This is a genomic window from Treponema sp. OMZ 840 (assembly GCF_050937815.1).
Taxonomy (GTDB): Bacteria; Spirochaetota; Spirochaetia; order Treponematales; family Treponemataceae; genus Treponema_C.
Map to the genome: position 1 here is coordinate 380170 of NZ_JACDIJ010000002.1, position 16810 is coordinate 396979.

Annotated in this window: 13 protein-coding genes; 9 read left to right on the top strand and 4 right to left on the bottom strand. The window is 45.3% G+C overall.

Going from position 1 to position 16810, the window contains the following annotated elements:
* Window positions 1–61: 61 nt before the first annotated feature.
* Complete coding sequence (locus H0R92_RS05145) at window positions 62–1807, bottom strand: YifB family Mg chelatase-like AAA ATPase (RefSeq protein WP_432961783.1); 1746 nt, start codon at window positions 1805–1807, stop codon at window positions 62–64.
* A 169-nt stretch (window positions 1808–1976) separates the two neighbouring features.
* Window positions 1977–2831: a PHP domain-containing protein gene (locus H0R92_RS05150; RefSeq protein ID WP_432961785.1), complete on the bottom strand. Its 855-nt coding sequence runs from the start codon at window positions 2829–2831 to the stop codon at window positions 1977–1979.
* Window positions 2832–2948: 117 nt separating this feature from the next.
* Between H0R92_RS05150 and H0R92_RS05155 the strand changes: the two genes are divergently transcribed.
* The 5 genes from H0R92_RS05155 (at window position 2949) to H0R92_RS05175 (ending at window position 11812) form a co-directional block, all read left to right on the top strand.
* On the top strand, window positions 2949–4223 hold the full coding sequence (locus H0R92_RS05155) for a Crp/Fnr family transcriptional regulator (RefSeq protein ID WP_432961787.1): 1275 nt from the start codon (window positions 2949–2951) through the stop codon (window positions 4221–4223).
* 135 nt (window positions 4224–4358) lie between these two features.
* Window positions 4359–8258: a phosphoribosylformylglycinamidine synthase gene (locus H0R92_RS05160; RefSeq protein ID WP_432961789.1), complete on the top strand. Its 3900-nt coding sequence runs from the start codon at window positions 4359–4361 to the stop codon at window positions 8256–8258.
* 10 nt (window positions 8259–8268) lie between these two features.
* On the top strand, window positions 8269–9255 hold the full coding sequence (locus H0R92_RS05165; protein WP_432961791.1) for a thioredoxin family protein: 987 nt from the start codon (window positions 8269–8271) through the stop codon (window positions 9253–9255).
* On the top strand, window positions 9252–10541 hold the full coding sequence (locus H0R92_RS05170) for a hemolysin family protein (protein WP_432961793.1): 1290 nt from the start codon (window positions 9252–9254) through the stop codon (window positions 10539–10541). Before H0R92_RS05165 ends, H0R92_RS05170 begins: the two co-directional genes overlap by 4 nt.
* A complete protein-coding gene (locus tag H0R92_RS05175; protein ID WP_432961795.1) occupies window positions 10538–11812 on the top strand; it encodes a hemolysin family protein in 1275 nt (424 codons plus the stop codon). Before H0R92_RS05170 ends, H0R92_RS05175 begins: the two co-directional genes overlap by 4 nt.
* Here the strand turns inward: H0R92_RS05175 and H0R92_RS05180 are convergent.
* Window positions 11764–12741, bottom strand: coding sequence for an omptin family outer membrane protease (locus tag H0R92_RS05180; protein ID WP_432961797.1), 978 nt, complete (start codon window positions 12739–12741; stop codon window positions 11764–11766). The two genes, H0R92_RS05175 and H0R92_RS05180, sit on opposite strands and share 49 nt — an antisense overlap.
* 16 nt (window positions 12742–12757) lie before the next feature.
* Window positions 12758–13516 (bottom strand): RluA family pseudouridine synthase, encoded by a 759-nt coding sequence (locus H0R92_RS05185; RefSeq protein ID WP_432961799.1) that lies wholly within the window; start codon window positions 13514–13516, stop codon window positions 12758–12760.
* A gap of 152 nt (window positions 13517–13668) precedes the next feature.
* Between H0R92_RS05185 and H0R92_RS05190 the strand changes: the two genes are divergently transcribed.
* The 4 genes from H0R92_RS05190 (at window position 13669) to H0R92_RS05205 (ending at window position 16809) form a co-directional block, all read left to right on the top strand.
* Window positions 13669–15576 carry an AMP-dependent synthetase/ligase gene (locus H0R92_RS05190; RefSeq protein WP_432961801.1) on the top strand — a complete coding sequence of 636 codons (1908 nt, stop codon included), beginning with the start codon at window positions 13669–13671 and terminating at the stop codon, window positions 15574–15576.
* A gap of 3 nt (window positions 15577–15579) precedes the next feature.
* Entirely contained in the window at window positions 15580–16176 is a 597-nt protein-coding gene (locus H0R92_RS05195; RefSeq protein ID WP_432961803.1) for a hypothetical protein, read from the top strand.
* Window positions 16177–16277: 101 nt separating this feature from the next.
* Window positions 16278–16514: a type II toxin-antitoxin system RelB family antitoxin gene (relB, locus tag H0R92_RS05200; RefSeq protein ID WP_432961805.1), complete on the top strand. Its 237-nt coding sequence runs from the start codon at window positions 16278–16280 to the stop codon at window positions 16512–16514.
* Window positions 16495–16809 carry a type II toxin-antitoxin system RelE/ParE family toxin gene (locus H0R92_RS05205; RefSeq protein WP_432961807.1) on the top strand — a complete coding sequence of 105 codons (315 nt, stop codon included), beginning with the start codon at window positions 16495–16497 and terminating at the stop codon, window positions 16807–16809. The genes relB and H0R92_RS05205 overlap by 20 nt, the downstream gene beginning before the upstream one ends.
* The last annotated feature ends 1 nt before the right edge of the window (window position 16810 follow it).

Below are 16810 nucleotides of genomic sequence, written 5' to 3' on the forward strand. Positions count from 1 at the left end.
GGTAAAACGCAGTTACAAAAAACGCTTAAAGAACCTCTTTTGAAACATCGTTAAGACACCGTTAAAACATCATGTGTATGCCGCCGGCATTGCGGTGAAGCAGTACCGCTTCTTCCATATCCCGTTTTTGTATAGACCGGCGGCCTTCGATATCCGCAATTGTGCGCGCAAGTTTTATGCATGAATGAACGCCCCGCGATGAAAAACCGAAGCGGCCGGCACTGTCGGTTAAAAAAAGCTCGGTTTCGCCGTCGAGGGGGCATAAGCTGCGAATCTGTGAAACATCGAGGCGTGCGTTCGGACATGTTTGCCTGTGCCGCTGCAGGGCGACGGCCCTGCCTATGCCTTTGCGCATGCTTTGTGTCGTTTGCTTTTGTTCTTGGGCCGCTTGAGGAGCAGTATCGTTTGAAAGAGCAATCCGTATATCGATTCTGTCCAAAAGGGGCGCGGAAAAACGCCGCCAATATTGTTCGACTGCGCGCGGATGACACAAGCATATTTTATCGGCGGAACCGAAGTTTCCGCAGGGGCAGGGGTTTGCCGCAAGCAACAATTGAAAAAGAGCCGGATATACTGCGGTACGCGCCGCCCTGCTTAAAGTGATTTTTCCTTCTTCCAAAGGAACGCGCAAAGCTTGCAGTACCGAAAGACGAAAATCGGCGGCTTCATCCAAAAATAATACTCCGTTGTGGGCAAGAGATATTTCTCCCGGCCTGCACTGTAAGCCGCCGCCTATCATACCTTCCAAACTTGCGCTTTGGTGCGGACGGCGAAAGGGAGCGTCGCGGAGTATTTGCGTTCCTGCGGGTAAAAGACCGGCGATACTGTAAATTCTCGTTACCGGCAGCGCTTCTTCTTCGGTAAGAAGGGGTAAAAGCGTGTAAAAACGGCTGAGGGCGAGGGTTTTCCCGCAGCCCGGCGATCCGTATACAATGAGATTATGACGTCCGGCAGCTGCAATTTGCAGGGCGCGGATAAAAAAGGTTTGTCCTTTAATTTCCCCGTAATCGAGTTCGGGCGGAAAATCCGCAAATACAACCTCTTCGGTATTTTTTTGAACGCCCGATATTGTTGTACGTTTTTGCAAAATACCGCCGGCCGAACCGTTTTTGTCCGGACTGCTGTTGTCTAAACCGGCGGCCGAACTTGTACACCCTTGTTCCCGTCCGCTTAATTCCCGTTCTTCCGGCTCGGATTCGTTTAATGCGTTTAATTCGCTTAAAATGCCGAAAGCGTCGGTTAGACGGGCGGCGGCAAAAACCCGCATTGCCGGCACTTTTACGGGTACTTGTGTTTTTGGTGCTTCGCAGTTTTTGCCCGATTTTTCGTTTTTTTCACACCGGTAATCCTGTGTAAAAACTGCCGCTTCGGCCTTATTTTCCGCCGGGATAATACAATAGCTTATGCCGTTTTCCCGTGCGGTCGAAAGGGCTGCATGAACGCCGCGTACCGGACGGATACGGCCGGAAAGTTCCAATTCTCCCATAACAAGGACGGTTTTGGCGCAGGACGGAGGCTGCGCTATCGATTGACAGATGCTTTTATTCAAAACGGCAAGAGCTATTGCCAAGTCGAAGCCCGCTCCTTCTTTTTTTACGTCCGCCGGCGATAAACTGATTAAAATACGTTCGATAGGAAAATCAAAGCCGGAATTCCGTATGGCCGCCCGCATACGCTCACGGGCTTCTTTTACCGCATTGTCCGCAAGACCTACCATATCCACGGCGGGAATGCCGCGCCGCAAATCCACTTCAACCGTAACTAAAGAGCCTTCGTATCCGAAGGGCGAAAAACTGATAATATTCATAGGTCACCTCATACTTATGATAGGCGCCGATTGAAAAAAAAACAGACTTATCGCGTAAAAAATATATAAATTCCGTAAAAAGTATATAAAAGGCAGGTAAAAAGAGAAGGCGGCCGAAAACCGCATTTTGAGAAAAACTGTATTTTGAACAAGCCCCTGTTATCCGTTATTATCCGTTGCGGGCGGCAATTAATGCGGGCTGCAATTCATCGATCAAAAAGCGCTCGTCTATGGGTTTTTGCCCTGCGGTTTTTCCTATTTTGCGGTCCGGCCGTTTTTCACCGTGAAAATCGCTTCCGGCGGTTATAAAAAAACCTATTCTTTTACCCGTTTCTTCAAGCCGCTTACATTCTGCAACGCGCGCTCCCGGATGCCATGCTTCAATACCTGCGATTCCCTTTTCAAAAAGTTCTTCCAAAACGCCGGGAAGCTTACCCCAAGACAGGTATAAAGACATCGGATGTGCCAAAACGGGAAGCCCGCCGCTTTTTTTTATTGCATGAACGGCGTCTTCGACATCGGCTCCCCGCCGTTCCGCATAACAGGGTCTGCCCTTTGCCAAATAGCGGTCAAAAGCTTGCTGACGTGTTTTTACGATTTTTTTTAGGGCCAAATAATCGGCAATATGAGGTCTGCCTAATGACGGCGTATGAAAAAAGTCTTCCAATTCGGCGCGGCTTATGCATATGCCGATATTTTTCAACTTTTTAAGGATTTCATCGTTGCGTTTTTTTCTGTTTTCCTGTAAAAAATCAATAAGGGAATATAAATGTCCGCTCGGATTGTCTATGCCCAAGCCCAACATGTGGAATTCGCCCTGCGGCCATTGAATATTCAGTTCGATTCCGGGAATAAACTCTATTTTTGCTTGTTGTGCGGCTTTTGACGCTTCTTCCAACCCCGAAAGCGTATCGTGGTCGGTAAGGGCTGCGGCAGAAAGGCCTTTTTCGGCACAATAAAAAATCAATTCCGAAGGAGAAAAACTGCCGTCGGATGCGGATGAATGAGTATGTAAATCTATCATAAAAAAACAATAGCATAATTTTTATTTTTATGTTATAATAATACTAGGGTATTGAAGACTTTTCACTTTTTTTGTGGAATTTAATGCCCCTATTTTAAATAGCGCAGAGGAACGGTCATGCCTAAGGCGATGCAGTATACAAAAGGTTCGATTATTTATTTTTCAGGCGATCGCGATGAACGGATTTTTATCCTGCAGCAGGGACTTATTGTTTTAACGAGCACGGATATTGAAACCGGTGCGCCGCAAACGGAACATGTAAAGCGAGGCGAATTTTTCGGTGTAAAATCGGCTTTAGGGCATTTTCCGCGCGAAGAAACGGCGACGGTTATTGCGGACAGTTTGGTTATCGTTTTAAATGTTGCCGAATTTGAAAAAATGTTCAGCGAAAACAGAGCTGTTATTATGAAAATGCTCCGTGTTTTTTCAAATCAACTTCGCGCAATTCACCGCAAAACCGAATCCATTTTAAATAGCAATGCCGATGTCGATCAGCCGACGGGTATGTTTTCGGTTGCGCAAAGTTTTCTCGAAGACGAGCAATATAAAACATGCTGCGATGTATGCATGAAACTCTTATCCCGTTTTCCGAACGCCTCGAACAAAGAAGAAGTGGCAAAATTATATACGAGTACAAAACGCCGTCTGGATATGCAAAAACAGCGCGGCGGCAATCAGCGCCAAATAGCTGCGGCTACGGTTGAAGCTGCGGAAAACACACAGGGGTCTCCGGCCGGAGCACTTAAGCAATTTTCGCTTCCGGCGTTTTCGCGGTTTGCAAAAACATTTGAACCCGGTTCCGTTATCATTGCCGAATATGAACCCGGCGACAGTTTTTATCTTATTCAATCGGGGTATGTTCAGTTGGTAAAATGTGTAAAGGGCGCTAAAAAAAATCTCGATATTTTGCGTCCGTCGGAATTTTTCGGCGAAATGGCTATTTTGGAAAATTCGCCGCGTTCCGCCACTGCCGTTGCCGTTGATAAGGTTGAAGTTTTGGAATTCAATAAAGAAAACTTCGAGCTTTTAATTACGGGAAACCCGCAAATCGCTCTGATATTGCTTAAGCTTTTTTGCAAGCGCATTTACGATCAAAAGCGCCGATTTAGAATTTTGGTTATTGAAGATACACAAGCGCGTATTGCCGACGTTTTTTTGATGTTTGCCGAAATGAATGCTCCGCTTGATCCGAACGAACGCACGATGCGTTTTAATTTGACCATTCAGGATATTTCGCATTGGGCGGGACTTCCCGTCGATATCGTACGCGATGAGATAAATAAATTCGTCGAAAAGCGCAAAATAGAAGTGTATGACAGTTATATTGTGGTGAGCAATATTGTCGATATGCGCCGCATTGTAGATACAAGGGCGGCTTTGCGCACCGTCTAAAATATTTTAATCGGCCGCTGTTTTTAACGTGCTCGCTCTTTTTCCGCTCTTGACGTTTCCGATTCGGTTTTTCGATTACTCGGAAATACAAGCTTGTACATTGCAGTTTTTTCCCCTTTCGGTTATACTTTTTTTATGTTTCGTATCTATATTGAAAGAAAAGACGGTTTTCAAAATGAAGCGGAACGCATATACGACGATTTAACCGGCTTTTTGGGTATTTCAGGTATAAAAAAACTGCGCTTTATAAACCGTTATGACATAGAAAATGTCGACAGTGAAACTTTTCGAAAAGCTGTGCGCTGTGTTTTTTCCGAACCGCAAAGCGATCTGTGCTGTTTTGAACAGCCGCCTTCGACAGAAGGAAACACCGTCATCATATGGGAATATCTTCCGGGTCAGTACGACCAGCGTTCGGATTCGGCGCAGCAGTGTTTGTCCCTCTTGGAAAAAGATACCCTCGCACAAAGCGGCGGTGAAAAACCCATAGTTAAGTGCGCAAAGATGGTTGTTATAGACGGAAACATATCCGAAACGGATATAGGCCGTATAAAAAGTTATCTTATAAACCCCGTCGATTCGCGGGAAGCATCATCGACCCTGCCCCAAACGTTAAAAACGGAGCTTCTCATGCCCGGTAAAATTTCCCGTATTGACGGCTTTATTGCCATGAATCAAGAGGATTTAAGCGTTTTAGCTTCATCGATGTCCCTTGCTATGGATAACGCGGATCTGTTGTTTTTACAGGATTATTTTAAAAACATAGGGCGGAATCCTTCCGAAACCGAAATTCGTGTTTTGGATACTTATTGGTCCGATCACTGCCGGCACACAACCTTTAATACGCTTTTAGAATCAATCGATATTGAGGACGGTTTTTTTGCCGATTCTTTTAAAGCTTCTTTAAAAGAATACGAGTCTATGCGGAATGAAGTATACGGTTTGTCCGCGCGCGAACCGTCTTTAATGGATATGGCGTGTATCGGTGCAAAATACTTTAAAAAACGGGGCTTACTTGAAGATGTGGAAATATCGAAAGAAATAAATGCATGTTCAGTATATATCGATGTTGAATGTGAAAATCCCAAAACTTCAGAAAAATGGCTTTTGATGTTTAAAAACGAAACCCATAATCATCCGACCGAAATAGAACCCTTCGGAGGAGCCGCAACCTGTATCGGAGGGGCAATCCGCGATCCTCTGTCGGGGCGTTCTTGGGTGTATCAATCTTTGCGCGTAACGGGAGCTGCGGATCCGCGCACGCCTGCCGACAAAACGCGGCCGGGTAAATTACCGCAATTAAAACTTACCCGTGAAGCGGCAAGCGGGTTCAGTTCGTACGGAAACCAAATAGGTCTTGCTACCGGACAGGTTACGGAAATATATGACAGCGGCTTTGAAGCAAAACGCATGGAGCTGGGTGCCGTTATAGCGGCCGCTCCGGCTTCATCGGTAAAGCGGGAAGAACCCGAAGCCGGAGATTGTGTTATTTTAGTCGGCGGAGGCACCGGCCGGGACGGTATCGGAGGTGCAACCGGTTCTTCAAAAGTTCATACAAAGGCATCGGTGACTCAGGCTGCGGCGGAGGTACAAAAAGGAAACGCCGTTGAAGAGCGAAAAATTCAGCGTTTGTTCCGCAATCCTCAAGTGAGCGCACTGATACGGCGCTGTAATGATTTCGGCGCCGGAGGTGTTGCTGTAGCGGTAGGTGAGTTGGCCGACGGTTTGGAAATCAACTTGGATGCGGTTCCGAAAAAATATGAAGGATTAAACGGCACGGAACTTGCAATTTCCGAATCGCAAGAAAGAATGGCCGTTGTCGTAAAAGATAAGGATGCCGAAACGTTTATTGCCGCCGCTGCAGCGGAAAATTTGAACGCAGTTGTAATTGCAAAAATTACCGATTCAAAGCGTTTGGTAATGAAATGGCAGGGCGATACTATCGTCGATTTGGATCGCACATTTTTGGACAGTGCCGGATCTGCGCGCCGTGCCAGTGCCCGTATTTCGGCCCCCGATAAAGATAAATCACCTTTAAATCGTCCTTCGGATGCGGTTTTTACGGTTTTAAAAACAAAGGGCATAAAGGAAGCGTGGTTTGCATGTTTAAGCGATTTGGCCGTATGTTCGCAGCGCGGTTTATCCGAACGTTTTGACGGCAGTATCGGTGCTGCAACCGTGTTGTTCCCGATGGGCGGCCGTTTTCAAGCGACACCGGAAATCGGTTGTGCGGCAAAAATTCCCGTACCCTATCCCAAGCAAACAAAAACCGCAAGTCTTATGGCTTTCGGCTATGACCCGCGCATTTCCTCATGGAGTCCGTGGCACGGCGCGCAATATGCGGTTGTGCAGTCTTTAACGCGCATTGTGTGTATGGGCGGCCGCAGCGAAAACTGCCGGCTCAGTTTTCAAGAGTATTTTGAATCCGCCGTTTCTCCGCACAGCTGGGGAAAACCCGCTGCGGCTCTTTTAGGCGCTTTAAGTGCTCAAAAGGCTATGGGGATTGCAGCTATAGGCGGTAAAGATTCCATGTCCGGCAGCTTTGAAGACATTCATGTACCGCCGACGCTGGTTTCCTTTGCAGTTGACACGGTTGATGTCAATATGATAAGCGGCGGCGCTTTTACCCGTCCTGCGAATAATGTATATATGTTCAAATTAGCCGTGCAGGCCGACGGTGCTCCCGATTATGCGTCATTTAAAGAAAACTGCCGGTTTTTATACAAATTGCGGTTGTTACAAGCCGTGTGTTCCGCTTATCCCGTTGAAAGCGGGGGAATTGCTGCCGCTGTAAGCAAAATGTGCTTCGGCAACCGTATCGGCTTTGATTTTGACGGCTCTTTTATCAAAACATACGGTGCAGAGTACGGTTTTGCCCCGCTTTACGGTTCTTTTATCATAGAAACCGCTTTAGATACTGATGAAATAACGCGGCTTGCCGCCGAATACGGCTTTATTCCGCCGATTTTTTTGGGCAAAACGTGCGAGCAAGCCCGTATCATATGGGAAAACAGCAGTATAGATATTGAAGAAGCGTTAAAATGCTGGGAAAAACCGCTGAGCAGCGTTTTTGCACCCGTATCGAATAAAAAACCGGAGCAAGCCGTTTTAAACGGGTTGAGCGCTATGCCCGATTTTGCCTTGCATAAACATGTGTCGGCACAACAAGCACCGTCCGAGCGCCGACGGATGAAAAAACGCTTTTCAGTACATATGAAAGAAGCTCCCGCCGTGCTGTTGCCCGTTTTCCCGGGAACGAATTGCGAATACGATATGGCGCATGCCTTTTCGCTTGCCGGCGCAAAACCGGAAATTTTTGTATTTTGCAACAACAGTCCGCAAGCGCTTCGTGAATCTTTATCCGCATTTGAACGGAAACTCAAAAACTGCCGTATATTAGCCCTTTCGGGAGGTTTTTCGGCAGGAGATGAGCCGGACGGATCCGGAAAATTTATCGCCAATATTCTCAGGCAGCCGCGCATTGCGGATGCGGTGTATTCTTTGCTCCAAAAAGACGGTTTGATATTGGGAATTTGCAACGGTTTTCAAGCTTTAATAAAAACGGGCTTGCTGCCGTACGGCGAAATCCGCGAACCTTCCGAAACGGCGCCGACTCTTACTTTTAATACGCTGGGGCGGCATATATCGAGAATGTGTACGACGCGAACCGTTTCTTTTGTTTCGCCCTGGGCTCATGATTCCAGTATTTTGTCCGGCGAACTTCACACAATTGCGGTTTCGCACGGGGAGGGGCGCTTGCTAATAAGTACCGCCGAAGCCGAAGCCCTTTTTAAAAACGGACAAGTATTCAGCCAATATACGGACATAAACGGAATGCCGGCTCTGTATGAACCCGATAATCCCAACGGTTCCGCCTTTGCAATCGAAGGTTTAACAAGTCCGGACGGCCGGATATTGGGAAAAATGGGACACAGTGAGCGCGGTATTTCCGGAATAAAAGGCAGTGTGCTGAAAAATATCGGCGGGAACAAAGAACAAAATATTTTTGCTGCCGGTGTGCAGTATTTTATGTAAGGGAGTACGGATGAAGGTTTCTATAAAATTATGTGTTATTACAGCGGTTGTTTTTTTTATACCGGCGGTACTCTTTATAAGCTGTTATGCAAAACTTGCCGTATGGTATACCGATTTTAATACTGCGCTTGCCGTTGCGCAAGCCGAAAATAAAAATATTTTTTTGCTTTTTACCGGAATGGAATGGGACGGAATCAGTAAAGATTTAAGCCCCGCTATTTTTGACACCGAAGAATTCAAAAGGGAGGCCGGTAAAAAATATGTACTATTGCATATCGATATTCCCGACATCACGGCGGCAGCGCAGTCCGAAACCGCAGCACCCGAATACCGGCTTGCAGTAAATATGAGCGTTCAAGCCTCACCTTCCGCCTTATTGGTTACGAAAGCGGGACAGCCCTTTGCTTTTTTACCGATGACAACCGAAACAAAAACTCCCGCCGATGTTTTAAAACTTGTCCGTGCGGAAAAAAAGAATGAAAGAAAAATCGATACGCTTTATGCAAAAATGCAAAAAACGTCCGGCATAGATAAGGTAAAAGCGACGGATGCCTATATAGAAGCCGTTCCGGAACGCTTCCATATAACATTAACCGATTTGTTTTCGCAGATAATTGAAGCCGATCCTGAAAATAAAAGCGGCTTGCTGGGAAAATATAAGCTGCATAAAGCCTTTGAAACGGCTTCAAAAGCTTTTCATGCCGGAGATATTGAAGGAGCTTTAAATACCTTTTTTATACTGATAAATGAAAAAGGCTTGCTTTCTCCGATTGAAACGCAACATGCATATTATGCACTGGGTTTTCTTTCCGCTCAAAGCGGGAAAATTGCTCAAGATGAAGTGATAGTTTATTTTCGGCAAGCATATGATGCCGCTCCGGACAGCGAAGGCGCCGCCGATTTGTTATCTTTAATCGATTCTCTTTCGAATGCAGGGAATCCCGCTGTGCAAGATTCTTCTCCCGGTTTAAACCAACCGGTTTTAAAAAACAAATGAACGACGGCAGCTTTTCGAATGTTGTAACACTGCTTGTAGTAATCGGAACCCTTGTCTTTATTTTTTTTTCCATGATGTTTTCCGCTGCGGAAACCGCATTTTTTTCACTCAATAAATTGAGACTGCGGTTTTTACGCGATAAAAAGCATAGGGGCGCTTTAAAAGCCGGAAAACTTTTAGACAACAAAAACGGTCTTTTAAATACCGTTTTAATCGGTAACAATATAGTTAATATCGGTTTGTCGGTTATGCTGACATCCTTTGCAATGTACGTGTTCGGCCCCGAAAAAAGATCTCTGAGCGTCGGCCTCTCTTCTTTGACAGCAACCGTTCTTTTATTGATTTTCGGCGAAATTATTCCCAAAACCGTTGCAGCCCGGTATCCGGAACGTATTGCCTTTAAGCTTGCTTCTCCGGTGCGCTTTTTTTCATATCTGTTTAATCCGCTTGTGCGTTTTTTTACAGCGGTGTCGGCCGTTCTCATTAAATTTTTCGGTATTAAAATCAACGATTCTTCGGTATCCTTTACCGAAGAAGAAATTAAAACCTTTATTGAAGTCGGCGGCGAAGAAGGTCTGATTAATGCCGCCGGTGAAAAAATGATGCACAGAGTATTTACGTTTACCGATCTTGAAGCGCAGGATATTATGGTGCCGCGTACGGAAATTGTCAGTATTTGTCATACGGCAAGCTACACGGATATATTGGAGTTGTCGCAAAAATCCCATCTTTCCCGTTTTCCCGTTATCGGAAAAGATATAGACGATATAGTCGGCGTTTTATATGTAAAAGACGTACTTTTATACTCCGGCGATAAAAAGGCTTTTTCCGTAAAAAAGATTATGAGGCCGCCCTTATTTATCCTTGAAACAAAAAGCATGACGAGTATTCAACAAACACTTTATGAAAAAAATCAAACTATCGCAGTCGTTTTGGACGAGTATTCGGGAACTGCGGGGATTCTTACAAAGGAAGATATTGCCGAAGAGATTTTCGGGACGATAAACGATGAATATTATACTCCGGATTCGGAAAAAAACGTTTCGGTTACCGAAAAAGAAATGCTGATAAGCGGAAAAACGCGATTAATCGATTTGTCGGAACGCATGGGAATAAAATTATATTCGGATTTTAACGAAACGATTGCCGGTTTTATTATGGAAAAACTGGATGCCGTTCCCGCCGTAGGCGATTCGATTGTGTTTGAAGGCCGCCGCTTTACCGTTAATGCAATGTCGGGAATGCGGGTGCGCCGCGTTCACATAAAAATCGAGGACAATCTATGATTTTTATAGCGATGATTGTATTTTTGATTTTACTCATCGCAGCCTCTGCCGTTTTTTCATCTTCGGAAACGGCGCTTTTGTCGCTTTCGGCCGTTCAGCTGCGGCATATGAAAAAAAACAAAGTTCCGGCGGCCGATATTATCGGTAATTTAAAAAAGAATTTGCCGTCCGTGCTTACCGCCGTTCTTATCGGTAATAATTTTGTAAATTCTTTGGCATCTTCATTAGCCGCCGCCTTAGCGGTAAGTTTACTCGGAGATAAGGGCAGTGCCGCTGCGGCGGGATGTATGACGCTTTTTATTATTGTTTTCGGAGAAGTTTTACCCAAAACCGTTGCCGCTTCGCGAAACGTTCAAACCGCTTCCCGTTTTGCTCGCTTTTTATCTGCTATGCACCGCCTCTTACGGCCCTTTATATGGCTTTTTCTTAAAGCGGCAGAAGCCGTAACCGCCGTGTTCAATAAGGTGTGGCATTCGGAGTCAAAACAAATAACCGAAGAAGAATTAAAAACTCTTTTTGATGTGGGCGGCAAAGAGGGAACTTTGCAAAGCGGCGAAAGAGAAATGCTGCACAGAATTTTTGAATTTACTGATTTAAGGCTGCGCGATATATTGCGGCCGCGCACCTTAATAAAAACGGTAAGCGTAGCGGCGACATATGCCGAAGCCGTACACGCCGTCGCCGAATCCGGTTATTCGCGCCTTCCCGTGTGCGGATCGTCTTTTGACGACGTACAAGGATATATTCATTTTAAAGATATTTTGTTTTATCCGGGCAGCACAAAAAACTTTTCGCCTGCGGATTTAATGCATACTGTATTATTCGTTCCCGAAACGCAAACGGCGCTGTCGCTTTTACACATATTCAAAACGGAAAAACAAAATTTTGCCGTCGTCGTTGACGAACACGGAAGCAATTGCGGCATCGTTACGATGGATGATATTTTAAAAGCGGTTTTCGGCCGCATTACCGATGAATACAACAGTTACAGCAAAGCTCCTGAAGAACGCGTTACTGTTGTAAGTCCCTCGGAATTTATTGTTCCCGGCGATATGCTTTTAGCCGATGTAAATAATATTTTCGGCTTAAATCTTGTGCCGCAGGAATATGAAACGGCCGGCGGTTGGCTTTTGGAAGAATTCGGTTATTTGCCGGAAAACTCCGAACATATTTTACGTTCCGGCTTTTTATTTACGGTTGAAGAACAAAGCCGCAGGCGCATTCAGCGTATCCGCATACAATATGCTAAAGAAATACAAAAAGACCGGTAGGACGAGCCGGCTATGCCTTGTTTTTGAAGAATAAAGGGAGATGCCTTCGAAATGCGGGCATAGGTTTTTCCCTGTAATTCGGGAACGAAAATACCGTTTAAACGAAGTTCCGCTCCGTGAACGATGAGCCGGCTTTTAGCGGGAATATTAAAGCGCAGTATAATATCCGCCTTTACCGCCGCAAACCCCAGTACGCGGTCTAAAAATTGCTTATTGAAGGTGGGATAGCTTGAAGCTCCCGTCACGGGATGATACCCGAAATGGGTGTCAAGGTTTTGAGCAAAGGTAAGCGGCGCAAAATGCACAAAAAAATCCGTTTCAAATACCGGGTGCGGCGTCCATTTTGCAAAACCTATGAGCCACGGCACATACAGTTCCTGCTTGTAGTTTATAAAATTTCCAGTAAGCGCCAACTGCGGGAGCGGCAAGAGTTTTATGCCGTTATATGCGGTTACTTCGGTTTTTATGTATTCAAAGCCCGCTCCCGCCCCTGCGGAAAACATGCGTATATCCCATATGCGATAAGCTATGTTCGCTTGTCCGCTTAAGTGGGAATCGAGCCGCACGGGACACTCTGAAAGGTCAGTAAGAACACCGGCGGCTCCCCGCCAATCTTTATCCTGCATAAAGCCGGTATTAAAAAGAGGAATGGCGGTGTGCGCATTAAAAAAAACATGCCACCGTTTTAGAGTGCAGTTTAAGTGGAGCGCGGTGTTCCATATAAGAATTTTATCCCAATCAAGACGGCTCAGCAGCTTTTTTTCCCCTTGAGAATTTTTTTTATAGACAAACTCGCCCAGTGTCGTGTATGAAACGCCGGTTGCAAGCGATATGTTCAATTCGGAAAACCAAGGATTGAGCTGTGCTCCGGTTGTGCTTCGGGCATTTAAGGCTGTAAGAGAAAAAACCAAAATACAGAAAAAAAACATCCGGCGGAAAAAATACTTATAATTCATAGTGTGCAAGCGGGTCGATTTTATACAATTTAAAAAGCTGCTTTCGCAAAGCTTCCAAATCTTTGGGGTAGGGCGCATAAAAAACAGTCGCTTTTTCGGTTTTCGGGTGCTTGAATTCAAGGCGGAATGCATGCAATGCAAGGCGGGATAAAAGCGGGCGCTCTTCAAAGGGGTTGCCGCGCCACGAACGTTTTAATTCGGATAAGCGCACCGGCTTTTGAGATGCACCGTACAGGGGATCGCACACAATCGGAAAACCGTTTTGTGCCGAATGCACTCGTATTTGGTGTGTTCTTCCCGTTACGGGCTGTGCTTCCAGCCATGAAAAAGGGCCGCAGTTTCCCAAACATTTAAAGTTCGTAACGGAAGGTTTGCCCGATTTGCGGTTTACTATTGTGCGGTGGCGGGCATCTGCGTCGGCGGTAAGCGGAAAATCGGTGTGCAAAGTATTCCACAGCGGGTGCCCGTATACAAGGGCATGGTAGGTTTTTTGTACCGCACGGTTTTCAAAGGCGGTGCATAAACTTTTTTGAGCGGCTTCGGTGCGCGCATAGAGAACTAAACCCGATGTATCCTTGTCTATACGGTGTACCGCAAACAAGTTCCCCAATTGCGTTTGTGCCAACATATCCAAGCGCGGGGCGTCCGGATCGTAACGGTCTGCGGCAACCGCCAAACCGGAACGTTTGTTTAGGACTGCAAGGGTATCGTCCGCATATATAATCGTAAAGTCTTTTTGCGCGCTCATAAAAAAACTATACACCGAAACGGGGGCTTGGGCAAGAGGATACTTAACAGGCGTCGTTTCAGTCTTGATTTTTTTGTATAATTACTGTATAGTATATTTGTATGAGTCAAAATGACAATCTTTGATATTTTGTTTTTTTAAGAGGTAAGGACATGACGGAAACCGTTCCCAAAATGCTTCAAGAGGCCGCAGCCAAGTGGCCTAAGATTCCCGCTCAGTATTTTAAAAATGAAAAAGGAGCCTTTTCTTCCTTTACCTATGAAGAACTGTTTCAAAAGGCGCTCGATTTCGGAGCCGGGCTTTTATCGCTGGGAATTAAACGGGAAGAAAATGTCGGCTTGATTTCCGATAACCGCTTTGAATGGCTGCAAGCCTGCATGGGGATTATGGCTATAGGAGCTGCGGACGTGCCGCGCGGCTGTGATGCCGTCGAAAAAGACCTTGCCTATATTTTATCCTTTGCCGAATGCAAAACAACCGTCGCCGAAAATCCCGCACAAGTGCGTAAAATCATCGGATTAAAAACGTCTTTGCCCGATTTAAAGCGCATTATCTGTTTTGATGACATAGCCGACGACTTAAAAAAAGAATGCAAAAAAGCAAAGGTCGATATTCTCGGGTTTAGCGACGTTATGGCTTCGGGGAAGGCATACCGCGAAAAACATCCCGGAAAGGTTGAACAGGAACTTGACAAGGGAACGGGAGAAAGTACAGCCTGTATTATCTTTACATCCGGAACAACCGGAGAACCGAAGGGCGTTATGATTCGCCACCGAAACTTTATCGCCCAATTGGATGAACTTCCCGAACGCATCAATTTAACACCGGGAGAACGCGCCCTTTGTGTACTTCCCGTATGGCATTCTTTTGAAAGAAGCTGCGAATACGTTATCCTTATTCAAGGCGGTGCGATTTGTTATTCAAAGCCGATAGGCAGCATTATGCTTGCGGACTTCCAAGCCCTTAATCCGCAAATTATTCCGGCGGTTCCGCGCGTTTTTGAAGCCATATATGAAGGAATTAACCGGGCCATGCGTAAAACCGGCGGCATTGTGTTTGTTTTGTACAGCTTTTTTACGGCGGTTGCGGTTTTGCATTCGCGCATCGACAGGGTTTTGTTTAATACAACCGCGCGCTTTAAAAAAACATGTCCCGTTCCGAAATGGATTTTTTTAACCCTGCCCTGGCTTTTACTGTATCCGCTTAAACTGCTCGGAGGAGCCATTATATTCAAAAAAATACGTGCCAAACTGGGCAATGCATTTCGCGGCGGAGTTTCCGGCGGCGGTGCCCTGCCTCCCGTTGTGGACAACTTTTTTGCCGCTGTCGGCGTAAAACTTGTTGAAGGCTACGGATTGACCGAAACCGCTCCCGTCGTATCGGTGCGCCCCTTTTACCGTCCCGTTTTCGGAACCGTCGGCTCTCCCATCCGCGGAGTGGAAGTGCGCATAGTCGGCGAAGACGGCAGCGTTTTGCCGCCCGGCGAAAAGGGAGTCGTGCATGTGCGCGGCGGCATCGTTATGAAGGGCTATTATAAAAAGCCCGATTTAACCGCAAGGGTTATAGATAAAGACGGCTGGTTTAACACCGGCGATTTGGGAATGCTTACGGTAGACGGAGAACTGGTACTGCGCGGCCGTATAAAAGACACGATTGTTTTACGCGGCGGCGAAAACGTCGAGCCGCTCCCGATTGAAATGCGTATAAACGAATCGCGCTTTGTCTTTCAATCGGTTGTTGTCGGCCAGGACGAAAAATACCTTGCAGCCCTGATTGTTCCCTCCGAAGAAGAAGTAAAAGCTTTTGCCGCCGAAAAGGGCATCCTTTACGACAGCTACGAAAAATTACTGAAAGAAAGCGAAGTGCAAAAGCTTTTTGAAACCGAAATATCTTCTTTAGTCAATGCAAAAAGCGGCTTCCGTCTGTTTGAACGCATAAACGCATTCCGCCTTTTACCCAAAGCTTTCCAAGTCGGCGTTGAATTGTCGGCAAAACAGGAAATTATGCGCTACAAAATTCCCGAACTCTACGCAAAAGAAATGCAAAGCCTGTTCAGGTAGAGGATGGGCGGTTTTTTTAAGTCAAAAAAATATTGGCTCTTTTATTTTTTAGTACAGTTGCCTCTTGCTGTTTTTATGCTTGTGGGGATTGATGTATGCCACAGTTGTCGTCCTGAAGAAAAGCCTCCCGTGTATATAGAACCGCAGCCGGGTGTATATGAATTATGTAATTTTAATGAAGGAACACCGGTCGGTCAAATCATTATAACAGAGCCGGGAAGTGATGATTTTTGTTTTCGCTGTTCCGTTTTAGGGAGAGATATGACGGTATTTGATATCGTAAAAGAAAAAGATGTTTTTTTTAATTCATTTGTGTGTGAAGATATAGAATTTGAACAAGCTGAAATTAAGGATGAGAAAATTTGGTATGGGCGTTTTAATGATTCCTATATTGTAATAGCACAGATAGCGAATAATAAGATTCGTAGTCTGCCCCAAAATATAAATATTCGCAAAAATACCGGTTATGTTTTAGCCGTTCTCAATAGTGATCTTTTTCTTTATGTAAAAAAAGGGAAAACAAGCTTCAATATATCCAATCTTCTTTTAATACGAAGGTATGAAAGTAGATATACAGGCTTGTTTGAGCAGAAAAAATAATCTTCACTCCTTAACCGGACATAGATGTACATAAGCTTGACAGATTTGTATAACAATGTTATACGTTTAAAAAAGAAATCGCTGTTTTGGAAGGAGGCTATATGCTGGCAGTCAGATTGGAATCATCAAGCGGATTGGAAGCCCGATTGGACAGAATTGCATCTATTTCAAAACGCTCAAAATCCTATTTGGTAAGAACACTTCTTGAAGAAAATATTGAAGATATGGAACTGTATTATCTGGGGGAAGCTGCATACAAAGAATGGGTGGAAGACGGGCAAAAAACCTATTCAATAAGTGAAGCAAGGAAGATGATCGATGCGGATCGAATTGAGTAAGCGGGCGATAAAAGATATTGCAAAATGTGAAAAAGCCGTTCAAAACGCGGTCTTCAAATACCTTGAAAAGCTTGAAACCTGTTCAATGACCGAAATATATGCTCACGGGGCAAAAGATTTAAAGGGTAATCTGAAAGGTTTAATAAGATTTAAGGATGCATCTTTTCCCGATCACCGCCTTGTCGGAACGAAAAGAGACAATCAAATAGTTATAATGCTTTGTTGTGAACCCCGAAATACGGTTTACAAAAACAAAGACAAGCTTGCAAAACACATACGAAAAGGCGGATCATAAG

Excerpts from the sequence above, each read along its gene's own strand:
- H0R92_RS05145 (WP_432961783.1), bottom strand. The coding sequence starts at position 1,807 with ATGAATATTATCAGTTTTTCGCCCTTCGGATACGAAGGCTCTTTAGTT.
- H0R92_RS05150 (WP_432961785.1), bottom strand. The coding sequence starts at position 2,831 with ATGATAGATTTACATACTCATTCATCCGCATCCGACGGCAGTTTTTCT.
- H0R92_RS05155 (WP_432961787.1), top strand. The coding sequence starts at position 2,949 with ATGCCTAAGGCGATGCAGTATACAAAAGGTTCGATTATTTATTTTTCA.
- H0R92_RS05160 (WP_432961789.1), top strand. The coding sequence starts at position 4,359 with ATGTTTCGTATCTATATTGAAAGAAAAGACGGTTTTCAAAATGAAGCG.
- H0R92_RS05165 (WP_432961791.1), top strand. The coding sequence starts at position 8,269 with ATGAAGGTTTCTATAAAATTATGTGTTATTACAGCGGTTGTTTTTTTT.
- H0R92_RS05170 (WP_432961793.1), top strand. The coding sequence starts at position 9,252 with ATGAACGACGGCAGCTTTTCGAATGTTGTAACACTGCTTGTAGTAATC.
- H0R92_RS05175 (WP_432961795.1), top strand. The coding sequence starts at position 10,538 with ATGATTTTTATAGCGATGATTGTATTTTTGATTTTACTCATCGCAGCC.
- H0R92_RS05180 (WP_432961797.1), bottom strand. The coding sequence starts at position 12,741 with ATGTTTTTTTTCTGTATTTTGGTTTTTTCTCTTACAGCCTTAAATGCC.
- H0R92_RS05185 (WP_432961799.1), bottom strand. The coding sequence starts at position 13,516 with ATGAGCGCGCAAAAAGACTTTACGATTATATATGCGGACGATACCCTT.
- H0R92_RS05190 (WP_432961801.1), top strand. The coding sequence starts at position 13,669 with ATGACGGAAACCGTTCCCAAAATGCTTCAAGAGGCCGCAGCCAAGTGG.
- H0R92_RS05195 (WP_432961803.1), top strand. The coding sequence starts at position 15,580 with ATGGGCGGTTTTTTTAAGTCAAAAAAATATTGGCTCTTTTATTTTTTA.
- relB (WP_432961805.1), top strand. The coding sequence starts at position 16,278 with ATGCTGGCAGTCAGATTGGAATCATCAAGCGGATTGGAAGCCCGATTG.
- H0R92_RS05205 (WP_432961807.1), top strand. The coding sequence starts at position 16,495 with ATGCGGATCGAATTGAGTAAGCGGGCGATAAAAGATATTGCAAAATGT.